The sequence below is a fragment of the Aristophania vespae genome (genome assembly GCF_009906835.1).
In the GTDB taxonomy this organism is placed as follows: Bacteria; Pseudomonadota; Alphaproteobacteria; order Acetobacterales; family Acetobacteraceae; genus Aristophania; species Aristophania vespae.
The window spans coordinates 1,414,749-1,440,810 of record NZ_CP047652.1; the positions used below are offsets into that span (position 1 = coordinate 1,414,749).

A 26,062-nucleotide genomic window follows, 5' to 3' on the forward strand; every position below is an offset into this window, starting at 1 on the left:
AAGTCTTTCTAGACGATCATAACAAGTGTCCTGTTAGTGGATTCGACACAACTGCATGGTATATTTGCCCTCATGTCCCACTCATCTGCTCCTCACCCCAACAAAAATACTCCTGAAGCTCTGCGCATTCGCGCGAGAGGACGGTCATTTTTGGCTCTTGTTCTAACACCAGAAGCTCCGCTTGATGCATGGCTAAAAGGGTTAGACATACAAATCAGTCATTCTGTCAATTTTTTCAATGGTCGACCTATTATTATCGATCTTGAACTACTTGATCCCCAGACTGAAGGGCTAAGTTCTTTTTTGGCTGCCCTTAAAGAGCGAAAAATCCATATTATAGGCATTGAGGGCGCCGACCCCTCCTGGCCCGCTTTGGCAGGCTGGGAATGGCCTGCTGCCCTTAATGGAGGACGGCCTAGCGGGGCCGTTACCTTGCCCGATTCTCCGTCACAAAAAAACAGCCCAGAATCTGAATCTATAGAACAGAATTCTTATTCTCCAGATACAATAATAATAAATAGGCCAGTACGCTCAGGGCAAACAATTGAAAATCTGAATGGCAATATCATTATTATCGGCGGCGTTTCATCAGGAGCCGAGGTTATAGCAGGCGGTTTTATCCATATTTACGGCACCTTAAGAGGGCGCGCTATTGCAGGGATAAATCATCGTCCGCACGCACAAATTTTTACTACACGCTTAGAAGCAGAGCTTCTGGCCATTGACGGCTATTATCTCGTAGCTGAAGAAATAAATGATGCCTGTCTTGGCCATCCGGCACAAATATGTTTAAAAGATGGCAAGGTATGTGTTTTACCTCTTCCAAGCATCCGCCCTTCAGAGACTAATGGTTAAATAAAACTTGACGAAGTAAATTAAGAAAAAATACTTCAAAAAAAGTCTTCTTAGTAAGATAGATTAAGGTTTATCAGTGTAAGACATCTTTTTAAGAAATATTTCTTAGAGTCTCCTGAAGATGACATATAAAGGTTAGTAGCTATATGGCAAAAATCATCGTCGTAACGTCAGGTAAAGGGGGCGTGGGCAAAACAACAACTACTGCAGCACTTGGTGCTGCTCTTGCACGCAACGGCCAAAATGTCGTTGTTGTAGATTTTGACGTTGGCTTACGTAATCTTGATCTTGTTATGGGAGTTGAGCGACGTGTTGTATTCGACTTGATCAATGTCGTTCAAGGTGATGCTAAACTCTCTCAAGCGCTTATACGTGATAAACGCTGCGAAACTCTCTCTATTCTTCCTGCGTCACAAACACGCGATAAAGATGCTCTCACCTCAGAAGGTGTAGCGCGTGTTATGGAAGAACTGAAAGAAAAATTTGACTGGATCCTCTGCGATAGTCCTGCTGGAATTGAACGCGGGCTCAGCTTGCCATGTATCATGCCGATCATGCCGTGATTGTAACTAACCCTGAAGTCAGCTCTGTACGTGATTCTGACCGCATCATAGGTATGTTAGATAGCCGCACTGCTCATTCTGAAAAGGGAGAGACGGTCGAAAAGCACCTTCTCATTACCCGATATGATCCAGCGCGTGCCGCACGCCGAGAAATGCTTGGCGTTGATGATGTTCTAGAAATTCTTTCTGTTCCGCTCATCGGTGTTATCCCTGAAAGTGAAGATATTTTAAAAGCTTCCAATATAGGAACTCCTGTTACTCTTGCTTCTCCTGACAGTATTTGTGCTCATGCTTACCTAGAAGCCGCCCGCCGTCTTGAGGGAGAAGATATTGACGTCACAATCCCGACGGAAAAGCGAGGCTTGTTAGATTTCCTATTTAAAAAGAGGGGCGCATGAGTTTTTTCGATAATTTCTTCTCACGCAAGCACCCTCCTACAAGTCGTGTCGCACGCGACCGACTTCAGATTCTTCTTGCACATGAACGCAGTTCCGGCACCGAAGGAGACTCAGATCTCATTAAAAAACTTCACAAAGAGATTTTGGAGGTATTGTCACGCCATGTCTCTGTCGATCAGGATAAAGTACAAATTAAGCTAGATCGAGGACAACAATATTCCACACTGGAAATAGATATTGAAGTTCCTGAAGGTAAAGACAAAAAGAAGACCATTTAAACCGGTCTTCATAAATTTAAAGACTTAGATATAAGGTTTTAAACTTTATATCTAAGTCTTTTTTAATTAGAGCTCTGACCACACTCTAAGAAGATTATGATAAATATTTGTCAGTCTTAAAACTTCATTATCTTTATCACCTCTTTGACGGGTAAGCTCCTGTATTGTCTGGTCAAATTCAAATAACAAAGTACGATTGTCTTGTGAGCGGATAAAAGACTGACTCCAGAAAAAAGAAGCAAGACGAGCACCACTTGTAACGGTTCGAACAGCATGTAAGGCAGTCGTAGGATAGACAATCATATCACCAGCCGGAAGCTTTATTTCTTGCTGCTCTGATGGACCAAACAGCACTAATTCACCACCCTCATATTCGTCTGGTTCGCTAATAAATAATGTACTGGATACATCAGTGCGAATACGCATGCCCGCACCAGGAATAGGGCGTAATGCGTTATCGACGTGCGCTCCAAAAGACATACCCACATCATAACGATTAAATAAGGGTGGTACGACACGATGAGGCAAAACGGCACTGTTAAAAAGAGGATTTACCCCTAATTTCTGCAATAAAAATGTAGAAAGCTCACGCCCTAAAGGACTATTGGGAGCAATTTGTAAATTATGTTTAGAAGCTGCTGATTGCTGCCCCGCCGTAGCACGGCCATCAACCCATTCTGCCTCTGAAAATTTAGAGCGTACCCACTTGAGTTCATCTTTACTCAGAACTTTTTCAATGTGTAAGAGCATATAAACGCTCCTTTTTCTGTCTTAACTCAAAAATTACATGATCAAAGACATATGAGATACAAATTTTAAACTATAAAAACAGAAAACTTCACATGCTGAAATTTTCACTTTAGCTTCGCTATTCTCATTAAATGTCTTTGGCATAACAAATAATCAGGTGCCCCTGTTTGTTTACATCTTGTCTCAAGTTCCTGAGATTCAGAAGCAATAATCGTAACCATGCGCAGATTTAAACGTGCTAAAGCCTTTTGAAAAAACTCCTTGCGCCGAAAAAATAGCGGCGGTCTTAAGCCAGCAATAGCCTCCTGCCGTGACTGTCCCTCTTGCTCAAGCAATAAAACATAATGGAGTTTATCAATAATATTTAAAACTGTACGGGCATAAGCAACAGGGACAGCACCATCTGCCAAAGCCCTTATTAGAGAAAGATCAGCCTGGCGGAACTCTCCTGCAAGCGCCTGATATACGGCATCTTCAAGAGAGGCATTGCCTGAATCCCCTACACAATGGCGCACATCATCCAATGAAAGTGCACTACCAGGCACTGCGTATAATCTAAGTTTTTCAAGCTCATTCCGTACTAGCGCCCTATCTGAGGCTAAGCGTGATTGCAGCCACATCAAAGCCTCACGGTCTATGCGAATATTATCTTGAAGCAGAGTTTCTGTGATTGTACGCGAAAGAGCACGCCCCTCTTCTGCATAACAGGCTATGGAAGCAATCTTTGGTTCTTTCTCAGCAAAATTACGCAATTTAGAACGTGGAGATAAACTTCCTGCTTCCATAATGAGAACTGTGTCACTCTTAAGAGCAACGACACGTTCTAATTGAGGAACAAGATTATCCTGCACCCCGCTAACCCATACAACACGCCGCCCTCCAACAAGAGAAAGGGCCGACATTTCTTCTTCTACCCTTATCTGCTCCTCGCCCTCTAAACGCGTCAGGCGGAAAGGGTCATTAAAATCATCAACAATTTTGCGTGCAGCTTTCGCCGCACGCTCGCGAACAAGGCCGGTATCTTCACCATAAAGCAGTAAGCCCTGCCACGAGCCACTATCATCTAAAACACGATCTATTTGACGCGCTTCGATCTTCAAGGCTGAGTATCTTCCAGTTGCTGCGTTGAATAGCTACGCTGCATCCGCCCTGTAGCCATTGCGGGGAAGCCATCACTATCCAAGAAACGATAGCGTCCACTATGACCATCCTGCATTTCATCAACATCAAGATAACGACGAGGCGTTGTTTTATCGGGGCCCAAGGATATATTTGCTTTAAGCCAGATAGCGACCTGCTGCGTAATATCATGAGCTAAGTTTTCAGAAACACGCTTCAAAGCTGTTTCATCATTGAGTGACTGGGCAAAATATTGCTGTATGTTAGGATTATATCCGTCCAAGGTTCGTGCAAAACCCTGCGCTAGCAATTTAGGCTGCTCTTCAACGCTATAAAGTTTCCATTGCGCTCTGCCTACCAAACGAGAGCGCCCAGACGTATTATCAAGGTGAATGTCGACAGCTTCAAACGAAGCCGAGCCATTCACCTTTAATGTATAACCATCTGGCTTTTCAGGACCATCTCCTGCCATATCTTTTTGCAATGCCAAACGCATTGTCTGACCAAAACGTGTAGGAATATTAGCCACATAAACACGCTTTAATTCATTTGAAGCATCTATGGACTGGGTGCCCTGATTTCCATAAAGTGGCTGAAAACCACACCCCCCCAGGCTCATAGCTGACAATGCCAGAAGCGTTAGGCCAGCAAAGACTTTTTTAGGCAGAAGAATTTTTATCATTTTGGAGCCACAACAAAATTTACTATTCGGTTAGGAACGTGAATCTCCTTAACAATCTTTTTGCCTTCCAGTGCTTTGGCAACGTTGGGTTCAGCCTTCGCCTGCGCCAACACTGCCTCTTTAGGAGCATCAGGAGGACAGGTAATTGTCCCTCTCAATTTTCCTAAAACCTGCACGGCAAGAGTTACTTCATTAACAGCGAGCCATTCTTTCTCGGCTTTTGGCCAGGGGCGCTCAGCCACCATTGCACCATCTGGCTCCAGAAGATTCATTAATTCTTCGGCTAAATGGGGCATCATTGGTGAAATTAGCATCGCAAGAGCTAGCGCTGCTTCACGGCGTGCTGCCGCAAGGCCATCAGCCTGTGTTTTTTCAGCTTCAGCAAGAGCAGATGTTAGCTCATGGATACGGGCAACAGCAACGTTAGGGCTAAAGCCATCAAGCGCCTCTGTAACAGCTGCAATCGTTCTGTGCGTTGCACGACGTAAATCTTCGCCAGCTTTGCCATGAGTAGCGTCAGGCTTATCTTGCGCAGCAACTGAAGCTATCAAGCGGTAAAGACGCTGCATGAAACGCCCTGCTGCGGTAACACCGGCTGCTGTCCACTCCATATCCCTTTCTGGAGGGCTATCGGAAAGCACGAACCAACGCGCTGTATCAGCGCCATATTGCTCAATAATATCAACCGGCGAAACAGTATTACGCTTCGATTTTGACATTTTTTCCGAACGACCAACAGTCACAGCCTGACCTGTATCTTTTCGGACTATCTGCTCTCCTCGACGTTCAACCTCTTCGGGATAGAGCCATTGTTGCCCATCACGATAGCTTTCATGTGTCACCATGCCTTGCGTAAACAGCCCGTTAAATGGCTCGTCAACATTCAAATGCCCGGTTTTATGCATGGCTCTGGTAAAAAAGCGCGCATAAAGCAAATGCAAAATTGCATGCTCAATACCACCAATATATTGATCAACAGCAAGCCAGCCATTTGCAGCATCAAGCTCAGTTGGTGCCGAGGAATGCGGGCTGGTAAAGCGAGCAAAATACCACGAACTATCTACAAAAGTATCAAATGTGTCAGTTTCGCGCCGTGCTGCTTTACCACAATGAGGGCAGGAAACATGCTTCCAGCTAGGATGATGATCTAGCGGGTTTCCAGGACGGTCAAACGTCACATCGGTTGGTAATGTAACAGGTAGCTGGTCCTCTGGCACACCAACAGCACCGCAATCATCACAATAAATGATAGGGATCGGACAACCCCAATAACGCTGGCGAGAGACACCCCAATCGCGCAGACGCCAATTTGTGACTTTCTGTCCGATGCCCAAAGCTTCTAGTCTTTCAATGGCAGCTTTTTTCGCATCTTGCGTATTTTTGCCACTTAAAAAACCAGAGTTATAAAGTGTGGCTTCACCGGTAACAGCCTTATTGCCTAGTTGGAAGCTCGCATCTTCACCAGCAGGAAGTAAGATTGATGGTGTTTCCAATCCATACTTACGGGCAAAATCTAAATCTCTTTGGTCTCCACAGGGGCATCCAAAAATAGCACCTGTGCCATATTCAGTCAGAACGAAATTGGCAATCCATACAGGAACAATCTGCTCAGGCCTGAAAGGATTAGCGACAGTAAGACCGGTGTCAAATCCGCGCTTTTCAGCTTTATTTAAAGCTTCTTCGGAAGTCCCTAAACGGCGACATTCTTCAATAAATTCGGCAAGTTTTGGATTTTCGTGAGCAAGTTTTGCAGCCAAGGGGTGATCAGCCGCAATTCCTATAAAGCTCATTCCAAATAAAGTATCTGGTCGGGTCGTAAAAACCTCAAGGGAATCTTGGTCAGCATCAAAACCCTTAGGCGGATTGTGAAGAGCAAAGCGAATTTTTGCCCCTTCTGAACGTCCTATCCACCGTTCCTGCATGATTTTAACACGATCAGGCCAGCGATCCAGCTTTTGAAGTCCTTCAAGAAGAGGCTCGGCATAATCACTGATTTTCAAAAACCACTGTGAAAGTGTTTTCTTCTCAATAAGTGCCCCAGAGCGCCAACCACGCCCATCAACAACCTGCTCATTTGCCAGGACCGTCTCATCAACCGGGTCCCAGTTAACCGAAGCATCACGGCGCTCTACAAGACCAGCCTTAAGCATATCAAGAAATAGCTTTTGCTGCTTGCCGTAATATTGAGGCTGGCATGTTGCTATTTCTCGCGACCAGTCGAGCGAAAATCCCAAACGTTGCAAGGTTTTGCGCATGGCCGCAATATTTTGCATGGTCCATTCACCAGGGTGAACACCACGCTCACGTGCTGCATTTTCGGCTGGAAGGCCAAAAGCATCCCATCCCATAGGATGGAGAACAGAAAAGCCCTGAGCCCGTTTATAACGAGCTACAACATCACCAAGGGCATAATTGCGAACATGCCCTACATGGAGCTGCCCCGAAGGATAGGGAAACATTTCCAAAACATAATATTTGGGGCGTCCCTTTGGTGGAACATCGGGAACTTCAAAAACGCTTTTTTCTTCCCAGCGTTTTTGCCAATAAAGTTCGCGCTCTTGGAAATCAAACTGTGTTTGAATTGGCTGTGATGCTGCTTTGTCGCTCATTAAAACTTACTTTCCACCACCATTTTCGGCTTTTAGTTGGCGCGCACGCTCTAAAATACGTGCTGTAATATCTGAAACAGTTGTCGGGGCAACGGGAGTATCTTGCCACTCTCCACCATTCAGGCGTGTCTGGCGGAAAATGGTCACTCTTATTGCATCTGAGCGAAGGCGGCGGTCAAGCACATAAGCAGCAATTTTAAAGCGCTCATCACTTGTGCTTGGGGGCTGATACCAATCAGTCAGGATAACACCGCCCTGCGCATCTGCTGAGAGCATAGGCATAAAGGACAATGTATCAATAGCGCCACGCCACAAATAGGCATTAACGCCGCCTTTAAGCTGATCATGACCGCCTTCGGCTCCTCTATCCACTCCTAAAAGATGGTTACGAGGCTTGGTCAGAGTGCCGGGGTTTCTCTCGCTACTGCCGCAGGCCGTAAGCCCAATAAGGCCGAAAACAGCGAGACAAGATAAAAGAGTCGATTTTTTCAAGAAAGACATTTCCTTTAATCGACACAACAAAATATGAGGTTTTTGTGACTTTGAGGTCATAATAATCCTGCTGCACCGTGCCAGGGCTGGGTTACGAATAAGATTTAAAGGCTGGCTTGACCTAAAAACCATAAGTTCATCTCTTTCATAGAACGCCTCTCGCATAAGGCCAAGTCATGAGTTGCAGATCAATACTTGCGATAAAAACAAATTAAGGGTACTGAACAATTGTGTGTCCGCGTAGCTCAGCAGGATAGAGCACAGGATTCCTAGTTTTAATTGGGCGCTAGGAGTGGGAAACCGCCTAGTGGATTCGCTCAAATTCGGGGAAAGCTCTGGTCTTCTGATCGTGCCAATCCCGAGCCAAGCTCTGGCTTTATAAGTCAGCAGAAGGTGTAGAGACTGAACGGGTGACATCTGAGGCTTTGTGCTTATGATGAAGAGACAGTCCAGCTTACAAACACTCTCTCACGAGAGTGGCTATGAAAATAGTAGTGAGATGAATCCTGGGGCCGAAGGTTCGAATCCTTCCGCGGACACCATCTTTTTTCTCAATAAAAAGACGCTCTTATGACAAAATCTTCTGAAAAACCGTCTTTTCTTTTTGTCTGCACAGGCAATATATGTCGCTCTCCTTTGGCCGAACTTGCCATGAGAGAAGAAGCACGTAAAAGGGGACTTGATCTTTTTATTGATTCAGCAGGAACCGGAGACTGGCATTTGGGCTATCCTCCTGATCCACGTGCCCAGGCTGTTGCGAAGAGAGAAGGGCTTGATATTTCACAACTACGCGCCCGCAAAGTCAGCACGGCAGATTTCAGAAAATTTAGCCATATTATTGCTTTAGATAAATCTCATTATAAAACGCTAAACCGCCTTAAACCCGCTGGCTCTGATGCAAAAGTGATCTTGCTACTTGATTGCGTTCAGGGACGTAAAGGGCAAGATGTAGAAGACCCTTATTATGGGTCTGACAAAGACTTTGATACTAGCTGGCATGACGTGCAAGAGGGCTGTCACGCTTTGGCTGAGCAAACACTCTCTTCATTATCGTCATAACCTTAGGATCAAATTACAAAGGAGTTAGCGTGTCCTCTTCTTCTACACCCCCTCAAATTGATCTTCTCGTTCTCGATGATGTTAAAGACAGTATTTTAGAAACGCTTAAAAGCCACTTTATCGTTCATATTTATAAGGATGAAGAAAGCTTAAAGCCTATAGCGTCTAAAATTAGGGCTGTTGCCACAACGGGCGGTATGGGCATGATGAGGCCAGATCTCATGGCCAGTTTGCCTAATCTTGAAATTATCAGTGTTAATGGTGTCGGAACGGACAGAATTAATTTAGAAGAAGCTGCAAAACGCAATATTGCGATTACAATTGCTACAAATGTTTCAACTAATGATGTTGCCGACACAGCAATGATGCTGCTCTTAAATTTAAAACGTCATTTCCGCTTTAATGAAGATTACCTTTATGAAGGAAAATGGAGCAGAGAGGGCTACCCTCCCCTGGCACATAGCTTAGAAAAATGTCGCTTAGGCGTGGTAGGGTTTGGTCATATTGGCCAGGCCATTGCACGCCGTGCCACAGCGAGTGAAATGGAAGTCGCCTATTATAATCGCCGCCCTCGCTCTGAAACATCTTATAAATATATACCAGACCTTATAGAGCTTGCCAGCTGGTCAGATATATTGGTTCTGGCAGTTCCTGGTTGCGCTGAAACAGACAAAATGATCGACGCTTCCATATTAAAAGCGCTCGGTCCACAAGGCGTTTTAATCAATATCGCTCGTGGTAGCGTTGTGGATGAAGAGGCCCTTATTAAAGCCTTAGAGAATGGCACAATTGCCGGGGCAGGATTAGATGTTTTTTGCAACGAACCCCATATAAATCCTGCATTTTTAAAACTTAAAAATGTGACGCTGCAACCTCATCAGGGTTCAGCCACCGAAGAAACACGACAGAATTTAGGCCAAAATATGATTGATAACCTCTTGGCCCACTTTTCTGGAAAAAAACTTTTAACGCCCCTCACTTAAGGCATCTTTTTTAAGAAGGGTCAAACAAGAACTACCCCGCTTTTAAAAGCCAGCTCGAAATATTTCGCCCCTAAAACAACCTTAAAACAAGGAAGGGGCGATTATCTAACCTGTAAATTGCTCTGCAATAATCCTGTCAGATAGACTATGGCCGGGATCGAATAACAAAGTGGCTTTTTTCTCCAGCTCTTCACGAATAACAACCTCTTCCACATTCCTAATTTCCTGAGGGCCTGCAACGGCAGAAACAGGACGTTTTTCAACCTGAGCTAGTTTAAAACGCACAATAGATGAAGCCGGCAATAAGGCCCCACGCCAATGACGTGGATGAAAAGGTGAAACAGGTGTCAAAGATAAAAGATCAGAGCCTAGAGGGATAATCGGCCCACGAGCTGAAAGATTATAAGCCGTAGAACCGGCTGCCGTAGAAAGAATAATGCCATCACAGCATAATGTATCTATACGCTCTTTGCCGTCTACTTCTACTGTAATGCGCGCTGTTTGGCGTGTTTGTCTATAAAGATAGACATCATTAAAACTGCGCCCTTCGTGAACAACCCCATCCACCGTTTTTGCAATCATATGAAGTGGTGAAATAATTGTGCGCTCAGCAAGCTGGAGGCGTTCAATCAAACCCTCCTCTCTGGCAGGATTCATTAAAAAACCCACCGTGCCGTAATTCATGCCAAAGACAGGAATATTACGACCAAGAATTGCCAGTAACGTTTCAAGGAGGAAACCGTCTCCTCCCAAACAAACGAGCACCTCGGCTTGATCAAGACCAACATTACCATATTTATGCGTAAAATGCGTAAGAGCATTTAAAGCGCGCTCTGTCGGGACTGCGGCGAAAGCAATTTTCATGACTTGGTCTTCTTTCAGCTCCAACGAACTGAGTTTGGCAAATATTAACACCCTCTTGACTATCTCAAAGTAATGACAATAGTACGAGGATGGACTATGACGGGTCTTCATCACCATCACGGTCCCATCACCGACTAAGAGCAATCACTTAGAAGGCAACTATTTGCAGCAATAGCATGTTTGATCATGCTAAATCTAGTATAGTTTCTAACTTTGATATTGCTAGGCGCCTATTGAGCTCCAGGCTTATCCATATGTTGTGTTAGCATACAAACCTGATGCTATTTTAGAAATACCTACTATTTGCAAGAACTAGTTTCTACTTAGCCATATCCCTTACAGATAAAATTATTATAAATTAGATAAAACCAATTTTAGAGCTAGTTAAATTTGGTAAAACTTTTCACTCTACAAAAAAGACTATGCTGATTACGAGCTCTAAATACCAGAATTACATAAAATTTTTTCTAGTTTGATATTTATAACGTAATTAAATGAAAAGACTTTTTTGAGAGAATTTTGGTACTGACATCTGAGAACGGACTAAAATTGTGTAATAAGTTTTTATGTCCAGTTGTAACTATACACCAGGGGCCATGCTATAAAAGCACCAAGAACGTTATTGCCTGCCTTGGCCTTTTCTCATTAGTAAAAGCGGGTAAGAAAATAGATTATAATAGTAATATAAAACCATCTTACTTTTATCACTAGGCTGGCAATAACTTAGATTATGGCTAGTCAGGCAGCATGGTCTTATCGTGCTAAAGTCAGATTTGCTTTTAGCAGGCCACGCTAATGCACATTCACAGCGCCATTTTTACACAAATTTTTATAAATAAAATTTTTAGTAACTCAGAGTAAGGACGTCGACAGCCCCGCAAAACAACTTTGGTAAAATATTCTTTTATTTAATAAAAAATATTATCGATAGTAGAAAAGAAAGAGTAGAGATACTCGTAATCTCTTTTCTATTATCAACATCTACAACCGAAATAGCCTGAACTAAAACTTATTCAAAACGTTAAAGTCGCAGGCTGAACTTTTATTTTTTGTCCGATTGTTCTTCATCTGGGTTGATAATGTCATAAGCTGCTGAACCAGGATAAGGCCCTTTTTTGACATCTATATTGGAAGGACAAATAAATTGATCACCTTCTTGCAAGGCTAAGGCCCAAATCTTTTTCTCCACCATGCTATGCAGACCACGCACTGTAATCTCATGTTCTAAACGCATAAGGGGTAAAAGTGATTCAGGCAAAATAACCTCAGTTCCATCCTCTAACAGTACGCCTTGCGGTGTAATTCTTGTCACTTCTGCAGTTACAGAAGGTAAGGGCTTGACGTCATAATCACAGGGCACTGCCCATGATTGCGGCGCTAAAAATAGCCACCCTATCACGGCACAACATGCCAACCACAATGACGTAACTGTTAAAGAACGGAACAAAGTCATTTTTAATGCCTAAAATGTCTCATACCAGTGAAGACCATAGCGATCCCTGCTTTATTAGCAGCATCAATCACCTCTTGATCTCTAATTGACCCACCTGGCTGAATGACAGCTGTAGCACCGGCTGCAACGACAGACTCCAGCCCATCAGCAAAGGGGAAGAAAGCATCAGACGCTGCAACAGATCCTACAGTCAAGGCCTCTTTTAGGCCAGCTGCCTGTGCCGCATCCTCGCTTTTACGTGCAGCAATACGAGCACTATCAACGCGTGACATTTGGCCAGCACCAATCCCTACAGTAGCCTGGTCTTTGGCATAAATCACAGCGTTGGATTTAACATGTTTGGCGACACGAAATGCAAAGAGTAAATCTTTCATTTCCTGTTCGCTCGGTGCTCTTTTGGTCACAACTTTAAGTGACTCAAGACTAACATGCCCATTATCGCGGCTTTGTGCCAAAAACCCACCTGAAACAGAACGCACGACCAAGCCAGCTTCTGTTGGGTCAGGCACACCTTCAGTTAGCAGAAGACGTAAATTTTTCTTTTTTGCCAACAACTCAATAGCTTCTGAATCTGCCTCGGGAGCCACAACAACCTCTGTAAAGATTGTGCTAATCTGCTCTGCTGTTGCAAGATCAAGCTTGCGATTAAGGGCTACAATCCCCCCAAAAGCAGAGACTGGATCACAACGTAAGGCAGCTTCCCACGCTTGAAGCAACGTTGGGCGAGATGCCACACCGCAAGGATTAGCATGTTTTACGATAACAACGCTCGGTTCACTAAATTCGGCAACCGCTTCAAAGGCAGCATCTGTATCGTTAAGGTTGTTATAGCTTAATTCTTTGCCTTGCACCTGACGCGCTGTAGCAAGACCGAAACGTTTTTCGCCTGTCTGGTAAAAGGCCGCCTGTTGATGAGGGTTTTCACCATAACGGAGTAAAGCACCTCTTTTACCAGAAATTGTGACTGTTTCTGGTAAAGCAACCTCACCTTTTGGTGTTTGTTCCTGAACAAACCACGAGGCGATCATGCTATCATAAGAAGCTGTATGAGCATAAGCAGAGCTTGCCCACTGACGACGCTCGGTTAAAGTTGTGCCCCCTTGCTTAAGAGCGGCAAGAAATTCTTTATATTGCGCAGGTGCTGTCAAAATAACGACATGTTGAAAGTTTTTTGCTGCGGCGCGCACCATGGCAGGACCGCCAATATCGATATTTTCGATACATGTTTCAGCATCTGCACCAGAAGCAACAGTGGCAGAAAAGGGGTAAAGATTGACGCAAACAAGGTCAATCGGCGCAATGTTATGCGCTTCCATTTGTGCGAGATGCTCTTTATTATCACGGCGCCCTAATATGCCACCATGAATCCATGGCACGAGAGTTTTTACGCGACCATCTAAAATTTCTGGAAACCCTGTATGTTCCGAAACTTCCTGGACCGCTATTCCCGCTTCTCTTAATGTACGGGCAGAACCGCCAGTAGAGAGGATTTCAACATTTTGCTCCACTAACGCGCGGGCAAGCTCAACCAAACCCTCTTTATCAGAAACAGAGAGTAAGGCACGACGAAGAGGCAATCGATTTTCATCAGTCATGCCTCTGAATATATCTGTGTTCCTCCTGATGCAATGAAATAATGAACAGACAAAAGAATTTTTAATTCAGCTTTTGGGGCGCCTGAACAGATTGCATTTTATGCAGGTCATTAGGTTGAGCTTGAAATATATTTCTAGTTTTATTTTGGGTTGTATCGCTGGCTGAGTCATTGGCTGTTTGAAGTGTTTGCCACCCCCCTCCCAGAGCACGATAAAGATTAACCGTAGCGGTATTTGTTTCTGTTCTACTTTCTGCCAGCAAAATAGCATTTGCTAATAACAGGGCCTCGGCCCGGTCAACTTCCAAAAACGGAACGGCGCCCTCTTTATAACGCTCACGCGCTGCTGAAACAGCTATTTGGTTTTGATGCACGGTTTCTTTCAGGTCATCATAGCGAGCCTGGACATGAGCTAAATCTGTTACGGCATCATCAACTTCTCGCCACGCATTAAGCACAACGCGCCTAAACTCCAAAGCAGCTTCTTTTTGTTGTGATTTACGGAGTTTCAAAGTACCCGATAAGCGCCCTCCCTGGAAAATGGGAATTGTCACTGTAGGGCCAACATCAAAATATTTTGCTCCCGACATAAAAAAATCAGTAGCAGATAAGCTTTGCGTGCCTAAATTACCTACCAGATTAATATCAGGATAAAAGGCTGCTTTTGCTGAACCAACCAAAGCTGTTGCAGCATGTAATTTCGCCTCAGCTTCCATAATGTCAGGGCGGCGCTGTGCCAATGTAGAAGGCAACCCAACCCCTACAGAAATAGGCGCTGCTGGCTGCCCTGTTCGAGGTAACAGGTCTTTTTCTAATTGCCGGGGAGGAAGTGCTAATAAATACCCAATTGCATTAATCAGAGCTGCCTCGGCTTTTTTTAAAGGAGGTAATTCACTTTTTGTTTTTTCAACCTCTCCCCGTGCCTGAGCAACTTCCAGACTATTAGAGGCCCCTTCCTTCTGGCGTTGAAGGACAAGATTAAGGTCACGCTTAACAAGTTGAAGGTGTTCTTCAGTGTAATTAAGCTGTTCCTGAACCCCTCGTAAACGCATATAGCTATCGACCAAATCAGAAAGACTCGCGAGCACCACAGCCTTGCGCGCTGCTTCGACGGCCGCAATATCTGCCTTACCAGCCTCTACAGAACGGCGGATCATACCAAATAGATCCAGGTCCCAAGCAGCCTGACCAATATTGCTATAAAGCTGAAACTGAAGGTCAGCGTCGGGCTTAGCCTCCACCATGGAAAGCATGCCTTTTTCACTTTGCTGCTGCCAGCTATAAGAGCCCGCCCAGTTCACATTAGGCATACCAGCCGCCGCAACAACTTTTAACTGCCCTCTTGCCTGGCTTATACGTGTTGCTGCTTCTTGGATGTCTAAATTTTGTTTCCCCAGGCCTTCGATGAGATTATTTAAAATCTGGTCATTAAATTGCCGCCACCATTTCAGATCAACCTCACCTTCATAAGTAAAGCCGGCTTTTTGATCTCCTGATATATTTGCAGCTTTATCCCATTTTTGTGGCTGACCTTTCATTTCGGGACGATGATAATCGGGCCCTACCATGATACAGCCACTTAAAATGGTCGTTAAAAAGACTGTGCCTATTCCCCCTTTTATGAAAGGAGGAAATAAATTTCTAGAGCCACTCATCGTGCTGTCACCGACTGGTTAGAATGACGCTGCTGTTCTACGATATTTTCGAGACCCGTATTAATTGTGGTTTCAACAGAAAAGCCCATCCTCAATAATTTTGCCAATGGCTGTCCGGGAACCAAAGTAATTTTTACCGGTAATCTCTGAACAATTTTCGTAAAGTTTCCTGTAGCATTTTCTGGAGCTAAGGGAGCAAAAGCTGCTCCAGAAGCTGGCGGTACGCTATCAACCACCCCTTCTAGGTCAATATTATAAGCATCAACATGTATATGAACTTTCTGACCTGGTTTTACGTGACGCAAAGCAACTTCGCGGTAATTCGCCTCAATCCACAAATCATCAATAGGCACAACGGCCATTAATGGTGCACCAGCCGGTACGACATTGCCGGCCTGAACATTACGTTCGCCAACCATACCGTCAAAAGGCGCTCTAATTTGTGTATAAGACAGGTTTAATTCAGCCTGACGAACACGTGCCTGATCTACAGAGACTTGTCTTTTAGCAGCTTCGTTTTTAGCCTTTAAGACAACTAACTGTGCTTTGGCCGCCTCTAACTGAGCTTGCGCGGCCTTATAAGAGGCTGTTAATTCATCTAGAGTTGCATGACTTTTCTGCCCTTCTTGCAAACTACCCGCCCCTGTACGCGCAAGATGAGCGTAACGACTAGCATTTTGCCGCGCAAAAACGAGTTGTGCTTTTAAACGTTCTACCTCAGCCTGAGCATTAGCGATTAAGGCAGGTTGCCGAGCCACATTAGCCTCTGCATCCATCACCTGTGCTTTATCGCGCGCTTCAATAGAACGGGCTTCATCTAAGGCAGTTTGGTAATCATTGGGATCCAGCGTCGCTAAAATATCGCCTTTATGGACCGTTTGGTTATCATCGACTTCAACAGAAATTACCTGCCCAGAAACACGTGGTGCAATCACTGTATGATGCACCGTTACATAAGCATCATCTGTCCAGACACGTGATGTAGGCACAAAAATAATTGCCAAAACAATAACGATAAAAGCAACTAAAATCCCCCCAGCCACAAAAAACGGCCAGCGTGATGAAGATTGGGGCATAGCCATAAAAAATTACCTTTTACTACTTATCAGATGTGTTTGGGGTTGTGACTGGCCCGGGAGGTGGAGATGCCAGTGCAATACGAGGTGGATAAGCCCGTACCGGCACGATCAAAAGCCAAAGTAACAAGAAGGCCGCTAACATGATGATAATCATGAATAAATCTTCAATGACCAATACAGTGACCTGGTGATGTAGCTGTTTAGCCAAAGCCGCTACCGCCCCAGCCGTGCGCGTTTGGCCTGTGGGTGTTAAAGGAGCTGGATGCTGCCATGCAGGGTTGTTTCCCTGAAAAAGGGAATAACGATGAAGACCCAACCAGTCTGTTAAGCGAGAAGAATGAAGGCTTCCCCGCCAATGAAACGCTAACTGCACTAACCACGTACCAGCAACCTGCATAATAGCACGTGGCGCATTGACCATGCCCGCAGCATATGGTCCTTCCTGCGGCATCACGGCGTTCGTGGCTCCCATCAGGATAGGCATAACAATCATGGCACCTGCCAGACCCTGCACGGCTTGCCAGAAATAAAACTGGTTTCTATTCCACTCAGCCGAGACAAAAGAATTGGCACAGCAAGCAGAAATCAGACAGACAAGCCCCAGGAAGCTAACAATGCGTGAATCAACCCACTCATAATTGAGAATAATGGCCATAAGCGGTAAGAAAACCAATTGCAGGCAAGCAATTATAGCCGTTACGAGATAGGTTTGTTCGGGCCTATAGCCAGCCACTGCCGTCAGAAATTGACTAGGGATTGCCGAACTCGAAATCGACAGCATGACAAAAATTTGCAGAGCCACAATGCTATAAAGAAAATTGCGCCTTTTTAATAAAGAAAAGCGGAAAAATGGCTCTTTCCGCTTAATTTCATTCATAACAAAAAGTGGCAGTCCAACTACTGCAACTAAGGCACAGACACTTATCAAAGGAGAATTAAACCAATCTAACCGATCTCCTTGTGCTAATAAGACCACAATCGCCGGCATGGTTATAATTATAAGCACTGTACTTAGGTGAAAACTTCTTTCTTTTAAGCGCTCTAATTTTGGCTCCGTATCTGTAAGGCCAAAATTAAGCAGTGCCATCGCCATGGCCCCTAATGGGATAGATTGAAAGAAAATGAAACGCCAGCTCACAAGATCAGTCCATAACCCTGCCAAGGAAGTACTTAAATAAGGGAAGCAAGTTGCCGTCAGGGCATAGGCCGCCAAACCATAAAGCCGAATAGGCGGGGCCAGGACCTTAAGAGCGATTGACATGAGAAGCGGGATTGTACACCCACCCGAAACCCCCTGTAAAATACGCATACCATATAGAAGCGTGAGGTTATGGATGAACGGAATAGGAAAACTGCTTAATACTGTTAAAAGCGCAACGATGAGTACAAAACGTTTCATACCAAACGTTACGGACAGCCACGGTGCCATAGCCATACCGACAACTTCAGCGGCGCTATAAACAGTAGTAAACCAGGTGCCTGGATCGTGGCTTATGCCAAGTCCACCTAAAATATTTCCAAGACCTTGTGAAGAAACTTGCTCATTAAGCGATGCTGACATCGCTAAAATAATAATACCTGCAAGACCGAATAACGAACGTGTTTGTGGGGACACTTATTTATACCAATAAATTATTATTAATTATTAGAAAATATGTGAAAAATACTTATATAGACGTCCCACAAAAGACATTTTTACAGCACAATATAATTAGATCAAAAGAACATACCATATGTTCACCATTTCAAAGAGGCACGTAACCACCTTAGCAAAAAAGTAAGGTTTAAAAAAAAGCAAAAAGAGAAAGCACCCTTATCAAAACTGAAAAAGGCCACTCTGTTAAAATAGAGTGGCCTCTTCATAAATTGTCAAGAACTTTTAGCCCGTTATGGCCTTTGCCCTTTGCTTTACCATTTCAGGGGTGGCGTTCCCTGCTGTTAACCAAGACCCCCCAACACAGGCAACGCTATCAAGAGCAAGCCAGTCTTTATAATTTTGTTCCGTAATCCCACCTGTGGGGCAGAATCGAACACCTAAGCTGCTAAACACAGATGAAAGACTTTTCAATGATGGAATGCCACCATTGGCGACTGCCGGGAAAAATTTAAAACGACGCAGCCCCATATCGAGCCCGCGCATAATATCACCCGCATTGGCAATACCAGGCAGCAAAGGCACGTTTTGAGCACGTGATGCCTCAACCAAAGATGTCGTTAGGCCGGGGCTAACGACGAACTTAGCACCAGCTTTCACGGATTGCTCAAACTGTTCAGCGTTTAAAACAGTACCTGCACCAACCAAAGCACCCTCTACTTTAGACATTTCAGAAATGACGTCTAAAGCACATGGTGTCCTTAATGTAACCTCCAATGTAGAGAGACCACCCGCTACCAAAGCTTCGGCTAAAGGACGTGCTTGGGCAACATCATGGACCACGAGCACCGGAATAACCGGGCTACGGTCCATAACAGCATCAATTTGAGAAAAATCACTCATTGCTCAGTCTCTTTCATGGGATTATTACCGAGTGTTTCTAATTCACGGTCCATCATATAAAGAACCGCAGAAGCTCCTTCCTCGGCTGGAGGAGCTAAATGACGGGAAATCGCAAAAAGCTCACGCCCCGTCCCGGCAACTTCAGCTGAAATATGAGCAGCTTCACGCTCATTCCAAATTTTTTCGTCAATAAGAACTTCTAATTGCCCCGTTAAAGCACAGAGACGGATCATATCACCATCTCTTACTTTTGCTATGGGACCGCCAACTTTTGCTTCTGGCCCTACATGCACGGCAGCTGGTACTTTCCCACTTGCTCCCGAAAGACGGCCGTCTGTAACAAGAGCAACCTTATAGCCTTTAGCCATTTGCACCCCTAAAGGTGGAATAAGAGCATGAAGCTCTGGCATGCCGTTTGCTCTGGGTCCCTGGCCACGCACCACCACGACGACATCCTTATCTAACTCGCCGTTATGTTGCGCTTCTTTAACGGCTTCTTGCGTATCAAAAACGCGGGCCGGGGCTTCAATCGTCAGATTATCATCAGAAATAGCACTGGCCTTGTAAACGCCACGCCCTAAATTGCCCTTAACGAGCTTAATCCCGCCAGATTTATGGAACGGATCAGCAATGTCACGAATTACCTCATCATCCTGAGAGGACTGTGACAACGTATAAACAAGCTCATTTTTATCATTTAGGCTGGCACGTTTGCCGTAAGAGTCGATGCCACCTTTAGCGAGGGTTTTTACATCTCTATGTAAAAAACCAGCCTCGTTCAGTTCTCGAATGACAGTTGGCAGCCCACCCACAGCGTTAAATTTATTTACATCAGCTGGGCCACTTGGATAGATTTTTGCGATCATAGGCACAACGTCTGAAAGACGAGACAAATCTTCCCAGTCAATGATGATACCAGCAGCACGTGCTACAGCAGGCAAGTGGATTGTATGGTTTGTTGATCCGCCTGTTGCCATAAGACCAACAGCAGCATTCACAATCGCTTTTTCGTCAACAATTTCATATAAAGGCAGCGGTGTCTCTGATTTTAAACCCACTTCAACAAGACGATGTACACCGGCCTGTGTCACAGCCTGACGTAATGGCGTGTTAACGCGAATAAAAGAGGCATCGGGCATCATAAGGCCCAAAAACTCGGCCATCATTTGGTTTGTATTGGCTGTGCCATAAAAAGTACAGGTGCCTGCACCATGATAAGAAGCACATTCAGCTTCCATCAGTTTTTCGCGGCCAACCTTGCCTTCTACATAAAGTTCGCGCACATGAACTTTTTCTTTATTCGGAAGGCCTGAACTCATAGGCCCTGCAGGAATTAACATTGTTGGCAAATGACCAAAACGCAAAGCGCCCATTAAAAGGCCCGGTACAATTTTGTCACAAATTCCTAAAAGAGCTACAGCTTCAAACATGCCATGGCTCAAGCCAATAGCAGTTGATTGAGCAATAGCATCGCGTGAAAAGACAGACAGATCCATACCCGCCTGACCTTGTGTCACACCATCACACATTGCCGGCACACCCGCAGCAACCTGTGCCGTAGCCCCTACTTCACGGGCAAAAATTTTAATTTGTTCTGGGTAATGTCTATAAGGCTGATGTGCCGAAACCATGTCGTTATAAGCTGTAATGATTCCGATATTAGGCCCCTGCGCTTTCATCAACCCATCTTTATCAGAAGGGCGTGCAGCGGCAACAGCGTGAGCAAGATTACTACATGTAAGATGCGGTCTAGAAACACCTTGCGCCTTGTTGCACTCCATAAGAGCCAAATAACGCCTACGTGAAAGTTTTGATCGTTCAATAATTCGAGCCGTGACACTTTCAACAACGGAGTTTAGAGACATGCAGCACTCACTTTTCACACTGCCTTCTTAAATGCTTATAACATTTGAGAAGGCGGGATTGTACGTTATTTGCCCCTATTAAAGGGGCCTATTTGCCTCAACTTTATTAAATTCACACTCTTGTGAGCAAGCTTATTACAAAAGAACCTCTGGGCCTTTCTGACTAAAAAGAGTTCATTCTCCCAATTTTTCAATGAGATAGGAAGAATCTTAAAAAGAAATTTAATCTTATGAAGACGTTATGAGACCTTTATCCATGAGACGAACTGATAGCCCTTTCCGAAGCAATAGACGGCCAGCGCCTTTCGGATAAGGCCATTAGAGACGGTGTTTTAAGACCCATTTTTTTGGCATATAGCCACGTTGTACATAGAACATTATGCACATAACGACGTGTTTCAAAGTTGGGTAAGGTTTCTATAAAATAAAGCGGATCGGGTTGGTTTGGCTGCAAGGCCTGCCACCGCAACATAGCCCCTGGCCCCACATTATAAGAGGCCAAAACATGCAGCAAATTACCTTTTTTGAGCTTTTCGTCACTACTGGCCTGAGAAACTGCCTCAGACAAATAAAGAAGATAAAGCTGACCCACTTCCAAATTATAACCCGGGTCTTGTAGCTTTTTCGTCATATTTCGGGGAACTTTAATAATAGCCACCCCTTTTTTATCAAAATTAATATGGTGTGCCGTTACAAAACTGGCAGTTCTTGGCTGAACCTGCATTAATCCATAGGCTCCCATAGGAGAAACCGCATCAGGATTAAAATTGGACTCCATTAAGGCCACAGCATAAATGAGTGCTGGGTCAAGTTTGAAGCCGTGATGAGGCTTTAACTTAGGGAGTGGTGGTAATTCAATTTCGGCTATTTGTGGCTGTTTTATATGATCAACCACATTTATCATTTGCTGTGACAGTCTGGTCATACCAGCTTCACGCACAACCAGTTGCAGAGAATGGGCCCGCACCGGATCAGACTTCAAAAGTCTAGGCCACATATAACGTGCCAGATTTTCAGCCCGTCCCTGCTCCCCAACTTGCAGAAGAGCGAAAAAATGCCGCCCTTCCGCCGAGTTCATAATAGCTTCTACGTCACTTTCGGTAAGAATTTGATGCTGAAGCGAGACCTCATCCGCCGCAGATAAAGTTGCCGAAGCATCTTTTTGTTTCAATTTCCGCTGCAAAGCTTCCTTGGCTAAAAGGCCGTAAAAACTATTTTTAAAAGAGGCAGCACGTCTTAACCAAATCTTATGAGCACGCTTTGCGTGGAGTCGTTCCTGAACACGCGCCTCCCAAAAGGCAGATGCTGCCTGCAAATCAACTTCTGTTTTTGGTGCGTTTGCAGCCCCCTTAAAACAAAAAGATGCCGCCTGAAGCTGCTTTTCATGCCACAAAGCCAGGCCCATAACAAAGGCAGGAAGACCTACCTGCCTTGAGCCTTTATTAAAGCCGATATTTCCAAGATGAATAGCATCTCGCAATTTGCCCTGGCTCAAAAAAGTTAAAGCCACTTCACCATAAAGTTGCGCTAAATAATCAGCTTTTAGGCCTCGCGTGCGCCTTATAAGTTTTAAGGCCTGGCGTGCTCCAGGCAAACCTTTATTGAGATGATCGTGAATAACACGATCAAAGTGACTTTTACGCTGTAGAGAGAATAAATCCTCATTACCTGTCTGTGAGGTAATGTCAGTCCCTTCCATCTTTAAGTAAGGAAGAGACGGAGGAGGTGATATTTTTCGCGTAGGGCGAAAAGCCTCCAACTTTGTGTAAATAAGGTTAGCATCCGGCAGTTGCGGATATAAGTCCAGCCACTGCCTTAGGTCAGATTGTTTTGGTTTAATGTCAGTGTGTAGATAATATTCAGCTAAAATATCTGGCCGTAAAGCTTTATCAGAAATAGAATTTAGCTCTTCCTGAATATGGGTAAAGCGGGCATCCCTTACTGAATGAAATAAAGATTCATAACGTTTTGCACTTATATCTGAAAGAGGATGAGGAAATATGATCGCCCCATCCTTTATATGAGAATGAAACTCGGAAAAAACGGCTTCACCCGAAAGCTTAATAGCCTCAGATAAAGTTACATCTGCTTTTGCCTGAGCATAAAAGGGAGAAGTACTTGCAAGTAAGGCAGCACTCACGAAAATCGCTCGGGCTGTCGAAGCAAATACAATTGGCAGTCTTTTGTACATAACGCGTGCTACATAAGGAGCCAATTCTAAAAAATCAAGATGAGGCCATAAAGACACACCTCACCAATATTCGTACATAAAACATATATACTTAAGAAATATCTATTACCTGACGCATAACTTAATTTTCTAAATACCCAATGTTTCAGCAAGTAAAATCATATCCTGCCAAAGACCTTTTCTTACCACGCTACCTGCTCTTAATTGTAATGGATGAAAAGTTGGTAACAGCTTAGCCTGCCCAAGAGACGCTGACAGGGTAATATCATGCCATTTGCCTCTTACCTTTGTGATACGGGTCGGTTTTTTAAATAAGATATGCAGCGCCGTTGTGCCCATCGTTATAATAGGCAGAGCACCATTTTGTGCCCAACTCAGTGCCAAACTATGCTGCATAATCTCAGCACCGACTTTTAACTCCTGTGGCAAAAGAGGTCTTCCTCCAGGAGGGCGCCACGGCATAGCAGGTATTAAGCTGGCGTCGCTTTGCTTTAAGCCAATAGACTTTAAAATTTTTTCCAAATACTGCCCAGCCTGGCCTGAAAATAAAACGCCAGAGCGATCTTCGTCATCATCAGGAACTTCACCAATAATAATGAAGCGCGCTTTGTCACTTAAAATAGGCAATAAGTGGTGAGTGGCTGTTTTCGCTAATGTCGAATCTTTTATGTGATCACTATATTTTTTGAGAGATTCAATATCTGTTACTTCAATAGTGACGTCAGCAGACGCTTTTTTAGAACTCTGCCCCGCATAAGACCCTATCTGAGTTGACTTCGCTCTTTCGGGCTTTCTTTGGCCTAATATGGGTGTAGGAGCTTCTAAAGGCTGCCAGGGAATATTTTCCGTTACAGACTCTACCCCCCAGTCTCTCTGAAGCTCGAGCGCTGTTATAAGAGATTTAACTGAAGCATTATGGTCCAAAACCATGTGGGCAAATACTTTTCTGCAAGACTAAAAAAGGATCAAAAACAAACATAACAGGCATCACCATGATTCCCGCTTTTGGCCAAGATAGCAATTATAGAAATCTTTTGTTACATCAGCTCAGTTTACCAAAGGCTTTTGAGCTCCCTCTTTGTTATAAGGACGCAATATGTCCCCCCTGCAAGATAAAGCACACGCTAAGATAAATCTTTTTCTCCATGTGACAGGACGTCGCCCTGATGGCTATCATCTCCTAGACAGTCTAGTTGTTTTTGCCGAAGCGGGAGATAAGCTTTTTCTAAAACCTGCCCCTCTGCCCAGCATTCGTCTTTGGAACTTACAGGGCCTTTTTCTCAAGGCTTGAGGGCTGAGCCCAATAATCTCGTTCTTAAAGCGGCTGAGGGATTAAAACAAAAATATTACGACTTAAATGCTAAAAACCCACCACCAGTCCATTTTACGCTAGAGAAAAATCTTCCTGTTTCATCAGGAATTGGCGGTGGCTCTGCCGATGCTGCCTCGGCATTACGCCTTTTAACCCATCATTGGAATATGCCACCTCAAGCAGCCTCCGACCTCGCTCCCTCTCTGGGCGCTGATATTCCGGTTTGTTTTGTGCAAGAAACAGTACGGATAGAAGGCATTGGAGAAATTTTATCACCAGTCCCCCCTTTACCCTCAATGGGGATGATTTTACTCAATCCAAAAATCGCTGTTTCAACCCCAACAATATTTAAAAATTTAGCATTGCCGGTCGGAGTTTCTTCTTCTACTAGAACTGATTTTCCTACTCAAAGCTGGAAAGATCTAGAAGAGTTTATCGCCTTCTTATCCACCACTCGCAATGATCTACAGGCCCCTGCCATTAAACAAGTACCCGTCATTGCAGACATGATCGAAATATTATCTGACCTGCCAGACAGTCTTTTTGCACGTATGAGTGGCTCTGGGGCTACCTGTTTTGCTCTCTTTAAAACCAAAGAGCAAGCGCTCAAGGCGCAAGCTATTTTAATGAAAAAAGACATAACACGCTCTTGGTGGTGCTGGGCCGGAAAAGTACGCGTTTAAGGTCTATAAACATAAAAGGCTCGCCTCATAATTGAAGCGAGCCTTTTTCAAAAGATAGGGACTTTAGCTAGAGTCTTATTGTCCCTGAAATTCTTTTAAATGGGCATTACATTGTGACCAGTAACCGCCGCCTTTTTGGATCCATTTAAGTGATCCATTACCGCCATTTTCTTTATTAGCATTATACTGCATGACGCAGGTTTTCATACGGGCTTTTCCGGGTGTAAGAGACGCAAATTTTGGGTCAATTTTATTTGGAAAAACGATGCTGCCATTTACGATGGGTGCTCTGGCAGTTTCTGCGCGGGTATTGTCGTCTTTTGCCTGATTTGGTGCATCTTTCTTTGTATCATTCATCTTGGTTTTCGGCGTTTCAGCTTTTGAAGCCCCGCCGATTGCGCATTTAGAGGCTTTAAAGTCTTTATAGGCAAGACCATTAAGCGAACCGTCTCTTTTGGCGGCAAAAAATGCTTTTCGACAATCCCGGCCAGACATACCCTCATGCTGAGCAGCAGCTAAAGCTGTACCACTTGTCATTAATGCCGCTAATGTTAAAGCAGAACAAAAACGTGATAAATTCATAGGGTCTCTCCTATTACAACATAACTTTTATAATGAAGAGCTTCATGACAAGATCTTCGACTCTCACTATGAGGCCATTACTGATAAAAGTCTCTCCAAGCCTAAAGAGAAAAACAAGCTTTTCTTTTAAGCCATGCTAATTTTATCAGATTAAAAGTAAAAAGCTTTATAATGAACGCGGCGCTAAATAAATAATTCCTGCCCCTATTAGGCATATTACACCGCCTAATATATCCCAATAGTCAGGGCAGCTACCTTCAATAATCCACATCCATAATAAAGAAGAAATAATATAAATGCCGCCATAAACCGCATAGGCACGCCCTGCTTGCTCAAAGGGGAGCAACGTCAGAACCCAGGCAAAAAAACTAAGCGAAGCCAGAGCTGGCACTAACCACAAAACAGAACGCCCTAGTTTAAAAACCTGCCAAACCGCAAAACAGCCAAAAATTTCGGCCAAGGCGGCAAGACAGTAAATTAAAAATCCCTGCATTTACAA

The 26,062-nt window shown here is 44.3% G+C and carries 23 protein-coding genes and 1 pseudogene; 7 read left to right on the plus strand and 17 right to left on the minus strand.

Translation table 11 applies throughout. The features are described from left to right. Positions 1 to 36: 36 nt before the first annotated feature. The 3 genes and pseudogenes from minC (at position 37) to minE (ending at position 2,094) form a co-directional block, all read left to right on the plus strand. Positions 37 to 855 carry a septum site-determining protein MinC gene (gene minC, locus GT348_RS06390; RefSeq protein WP_337251987.1) on the plus strand — a complete coding sequence of 273 codons (819 nt, stop codon included), beginning with the start codon at positions 37 to 39 and terminating at the stop codon, positions 853 to 855. A gap of 146 nt (positions 856 to 1,001) precedes the next feature. Further along, positions 1,002 to 1,816, plus strand: a pseudogene (gene minD / locus GT348_RS06395) (septum site-determining protein MinD). Next, complete coding sequence (gene minE, locus GT348_RS06400; RefSeq protein WP_160618995.1) at positions 1,813 to 2,094, plus strand: cell division topological specificity factor MinE; 282 nt, start codon at positions 1,813 to 1,815, stop codon at positions 2,092 to 2,094. Before minD ends, minE begins: the two are co-directional and overlap by 4 nt. Positions 2,095 to 2,160: 66 nt before the next feature. On the opposite strand, the gene GT348_RS06405 is transcribed toward minE, so the two are convergent. The 5 genes from GT348_RS06405 to GT348_RS06425 form a co-directional block, all read right to left on the minus strand. Then, positions 2,161 to 2,844: a Fe2+-dependent dioxygenase gene (locus tag GT348_RS06405; protein WP_160618996.1), complete on the minus strand. Its 684-nt coding sequence runs from the start codon at positions 2,842 to 2,844 to the stop codon at positions 2,161 to 2,163. Positions 2,845 to 2,948: 104 nt separating this feature from the next. Beyond that, positions 2,949 to 3,944 (minus strand): DNA polymerase III subunit delta, encoded by a 996-nt coding sequence (holA, locus tag GT348_RS06410; protein ID WP_160618997.1) that lies wholly within the window; start codon positions 3,942 to 3,944, stop codon positions 2,949 to 2,951. Continuing rightward, on the minus strand, positions 3,941 to 4,645 hold the full coding sequence (locus GT348_RS06415; RefSeq protein ID WP_236646442.1) for an LPS assembly lipoprotein LptE: 705 nt from the start codon (positions 4,643 to 4,645) through the stop codon (positions 3,941 to 3,943). The genes holA and GT348_RS06415 overlap by 4 nt, the downstream gene beginning before the upstream one ends. Beyond that, positions 4,642 to 7,254, minus strand: coding sequence for a leucine--tRNA ligase (gene leuS / locus GT348_RS06420; protein ID WP_160618998.1), 2,613 nt, complete (start codon positions 7,252 to 7,254; stop codon positions 4,642 to 4,644). Before leuS ends, GT348_RS06415 begins: the two co-directional genes overlap by 4 nt. A 6-nt stretch (positions 7,255 to 7,260) precedes the next feature. Beyond that, complete coding sequence (locus GT348_RS06425; protein ID WP_201740080.1) at positions 7,261 to 7,755, minus strand: DUF3576 domain-containing protein; 495 nt, start codon at positions 7,753 to 7,755, stop codon at positions 7,261 to 7,263. A gap of 561 nt (positions 7,756 to 8,316) precedes the next feature. On the opposite strand from GT348_RS06425, the gene GT348_RS06430 reads away from it, so the two are divergent. Together GT348_RS06430 and GT348_RS06435 are read left to right on the plus strand one after the other, a co-directional pair. After that, positions 8,317 to 8,805 carry a low molecular weight protein-tyrosine-phosphatase gene (locus GT348_RS06430; protein ID WP_160618999.1) on the plus strand — a complete coding sequence of 163 codons (489 nt, stop codon included), beginning with the start codon at positions 8,317 to 8,319 and terminating at the stop codon, positions 8,803 to 8,805. A gap of 29 nt (positions 8,806 to 8,834) precedes the next feature. Next, the gene (locus GT348_RS06435; RefSeq protein ID WP_236646443.1) at positions 8,835 to 9,788 is read left to right on the plus strand and encodes a 2-hydroxyacid dehydrogenase; all 954 of its coding nucleotides are present in this window, start codon (positions 8,835 to 8,837) and stop codon (positions 9,786 to 9,788) included. Between the two features lie 105 nt (positions 9,789 to 9,893). Here the strand turns inward: GT348_RS06435 and GT348_RS06440 are convergent, their stop codons facing one another. The 10 genes from GT348_RS06440 to GT348_RS06485 form a co-directional block, all read right to left on the minus strand. After that, on the minus strand, positions 9,894 to 10,652 hold the full coding sequence (locus GT348_RS06440) for an NAD kinase (protein WP_160619000.1): 759 nt from the start codon (positions 10,650 to 10,652) through the stop codon (positions 9,894 to 9,896). A 1,042-nt stretch (positions 10,653 to 11,694) separates the two neighbouring features. Next, entirely contained in the window at positions 11,695 to 12,105 is a 411-nt protein-coding gene (locus tag GT348_RS06445) for a hypothetical protein (protein ID WP_160619001.1), read from the minus strand. Between the two features lie 2 nt (positions 12,106 to 12,107). After that, the gene (gene purH, locus GT348_RS06450; RefSeq protein WP_160619002.1) at positions 12,108 to 13,700 is read right to left on the minus strand and encodes a bifunctional phosphoribosylaminoimidazolecarboxamide formyltransferase/IMP cyclohydrolase; all 1,593 of its coding nucleotides are present in this window, start codon (positions 13,698 to 13,700) and stop codon (positions 12,108 to 12,110) included. A gap of 61 nt (positions 13,701 to 13,761) precedes the next feature. Next, positions 13,762 to 15,354 carry an efflux transporter outer membrane subunit gene (locus GT348_RS06455; protein ID WP_160619003.1) on the minus strand — a complete coding sequence of 531 codons (1,593 nt, stop codon included), beginning with the start codon at positions 15,352 to 15,354 and terminating at the stop codon, positions 13,762 to 13,764. Next, a complete protein-coding gene (locus GT348_RS06460; RefSeq protein WP_160619004.1) occupies positions 15,351 to 16,436 on the minus strand; it encodes an HlyD family secretion protein in 1,086 nt (361 codons plus the stop codon). Before GT348_RS06460 ends, GT348_RS06455 begins: the two co-directional genes overlap by 4 nt. Positions 16,437 to 16,452: 16 nt before the next feature. Continuing rightward, positions 16,453 to 18,048: an MFS transporter gene (locus GT348_RS06465; RefSeq protein WP_201740034.1), complete on the minus strand. Its 1,596-nt coding sequence runs from the start codon at positions 18,046 to 18,048 to the stop codon at positions 16,453 to 16,455. A gap of 264 nt (positions 18,049 to 18,312) precedes the next feature. After that, complete coding sequence (eda, locus tag GT348_RS06470) at positions 18,313 to 18,930, minus strand: bifunctional 4-hydroxy-2-oxoglutarate aldolase/2-dehydro-3-deoxy-phosphogluconate aldolase (RefSeq protein WP_160619005.1); 618 nt, start codon at positions 18,928 to 18,930, stop codon at positions 18,313 to 18,315. After that, positions 18,927 to 20,795: a phosphogluconate dehydratase gene (gene edd / locus GT348_RS06475; protein WP_160619006.1), complete on the minus strand. Its 1,869-nt coding sequence runs from the start codon at positions 20,793 to 20,795 to the stop codon at positions 18,927 to 18,929. Before edd ends, eda begins: the two co-directional genes overlap by 4 nt. Positions 20,796 to 21,045: 250 nt before the next feature. After that, a complete protein-coding gene (locus GT348_RS06480) occupies positions 21,046 to 23,043 on the minus strand; it encodes a transglycosylase SLT domain-containing protein (protein ID WP_160619007.1) in 1,998 nt (665 codons plus the stop codon). Between the two features lie 72 nt (positions 23,044 to 23,115). After that, positions 23,116 to 23,916, minus strand: coding sequence for a uracil-DNA glycosylase (locus GT348_RS06485; protein WP_160619008.1), 801 nt, complete (start codon positions 23,914 to 23,916; stop codon positions 23,116 to 23,118). Between the two features lie 166 nt (positions 23,917 to 24,082). Between GT348_RS06485 and GT348_RS09395 the strand changes: the two genes are divergently transcribed. Together GT348_RS09395 and GT348_RS06490 are read left to right on the plus strand one after the other, a co-directional pair. Beyond that, complete coding sequence (locus GT348_RS09395; RefSeq protein ID WP_236646444.1) at positions 24,083 to 24,277, plus strand: hypothetical protein; 195 nt, start codon at positions 24,083 to 24,085, stop codon at positions 24,275 to 24,277. Continuing rightward, a complete protein-coding gene (locus GT348_RS06490) occupies positions 24,274 to 24,981 on the plus strand; it encodes a 4-(cytidine 5'-diphospho)-2-C-methyl-D-erythritol kinase (RefSeq protein WP_236646445.1) in 708 nt (235 codons plus the stop codon). Before GT348_RS09395 ends, GT348_RS06490 begins: the two co-directional genes overlap by 4 nt. A gap of 75 nt (positions 24,982 to 25,056) precedes the next feature. Here the strand turns inward: GT348_RS06490 and GT348_RS06495 are convergent, their stop codons facing one another. Both GT348_RS06495 and GT348_RS06500 read right to left on the minus strand, forming a co-directional pair. Beyond that, a complete protein-coding gene (locus GT348_RS06495) occupies positions 25,057 to 25,563 on the minus strand; it encodes a hypothetical protein (protein WP_160619009.1) in 507 nt (168 codons plus the stop codon). 166 nt (positions 25,564 to 25,729) lie between these two features. Next, entirely contained in the window at positions 25,730 to 26,056 is a 327-nt protein-coding gene (locus GT348_RS06500; RefSeq protein WP_160619010.1) for a YnfA family protein, read from the minus strand. Between the last annotated feature and the right edge of the window lie 6 nt (positions 26,057 to 26,062).

Coding starts and splice junctions, on each gene's coding strand:
- edd (WP_160619006.1), bottom strand. CDS start 20,795: ATGTCTCTAAACTCCGTTGTTGAAAGTGTCACGGCTCGAATTATTGAA.
- minE (WP_160618995.1), top strand. CDS start 1,813: ATGAGTTTTTTCGATAATTTCTTCTCACGCAAGCACCCTCCTACAAGT.
- leuS (WP_160618998.1), bottom strand. CDS start 7,254: ATGAGCGACAAAGCAGCATCACAGCCAATTCAAACACAGTTTGATTTC.
- GT348_RS06485 (WP_160619008.1), bottom strand. CDS start 23,916: ATGGTTTTGGACCATAATGCTTCAGTTAAATCTCTTATAACAGCGCTC.
- GT348_RS06445 (WP_160619001.1), bottom strand. CDS start 12,105: ATGACTTTGTTCCGTTCTTTAACAGTTACGTCATTGTGGTTGGCATGT.
- GT348_RS06495 (WP_160619009.1), bottom strand. CDS start 25,563: ATGAATTTATCACGTTTTTGTTCTGCTTTAACATTAGCGGCATTAATG.
- GT348_RS06455 (WP_160619003.1), bottom strand. CDS start 15,354: ATGAGTGGCTCTAGAAATTTATTTCCTCCTTTCATAAAAGGGGGAATA.
- GT348_RS06430 (WP_160618999.1), top strand. CDS start 8,317: ATGACAAAATCTTCTGAAAAACCGTCTTTTCTTTTTGTCTGCACAGGC.
- GT348_RS06425 (WP_201740080.1), bottom strand. CDS start 7,755: ATGTCTTTCTTGAAAAAATCGACTCTTTTATCTTGTCTCGCTGTTTTC.
- GT348_RS06500 (WP_160619010.1), bottom strand. CDS start 26,056: ATGCAGGGATTTTTAATTTACTGTCTTGCCGCCTTGGCCGAAATTTTT.
- GT348_RS06415 (WP_236646442.1), bottom strand. CDS start 4,645: ATGATAAAAATTCTTCTGCCTAAAAAAGTCTTTGCTGGCCTAACGCTT.
- purH (WP_160619002.1), bottom strand. CDS start 13,700: ATGACTGATGAAAATCGATTGCCTCTTCGTCGTGCCTTACTCTCTGTT.
- GT348_RS06405 (WP_160618996.1), bottom strand. CDS start 2,844: ATGCTCTTACACATTGAAAAAGTTCTGAGTAAAGATGAACTCAAGTGG.
- GT348_RS06460 (WP_160619004.1), bottom strand. CDS start 16,436: ATGGCTATGCCCCAATCTTCATCACGCTGGCCGTTTTTTGTGGCTGGG.
- GT348_RS09395 (WP_236646444.1), top strand. CDS start 24,083: ATGTCCCCCCTGCAAGATAAAGCACACGCTAAGATAAATCTTTTTCTC.
- eda (WP_160619005.1), bottom strand. CDS start 18,930: ATGAGTGATTTTTCTCAAATTGATGCTGTTATGGACCGTAGCCCGGTT.
- GT348_RS06440 (WP_160619000.1), bottom strand. CDS start 10,652: ATGAAAATTGCTTTCGCCGCAGTCCCGACAGAGCGCGCTTTAAATGCT.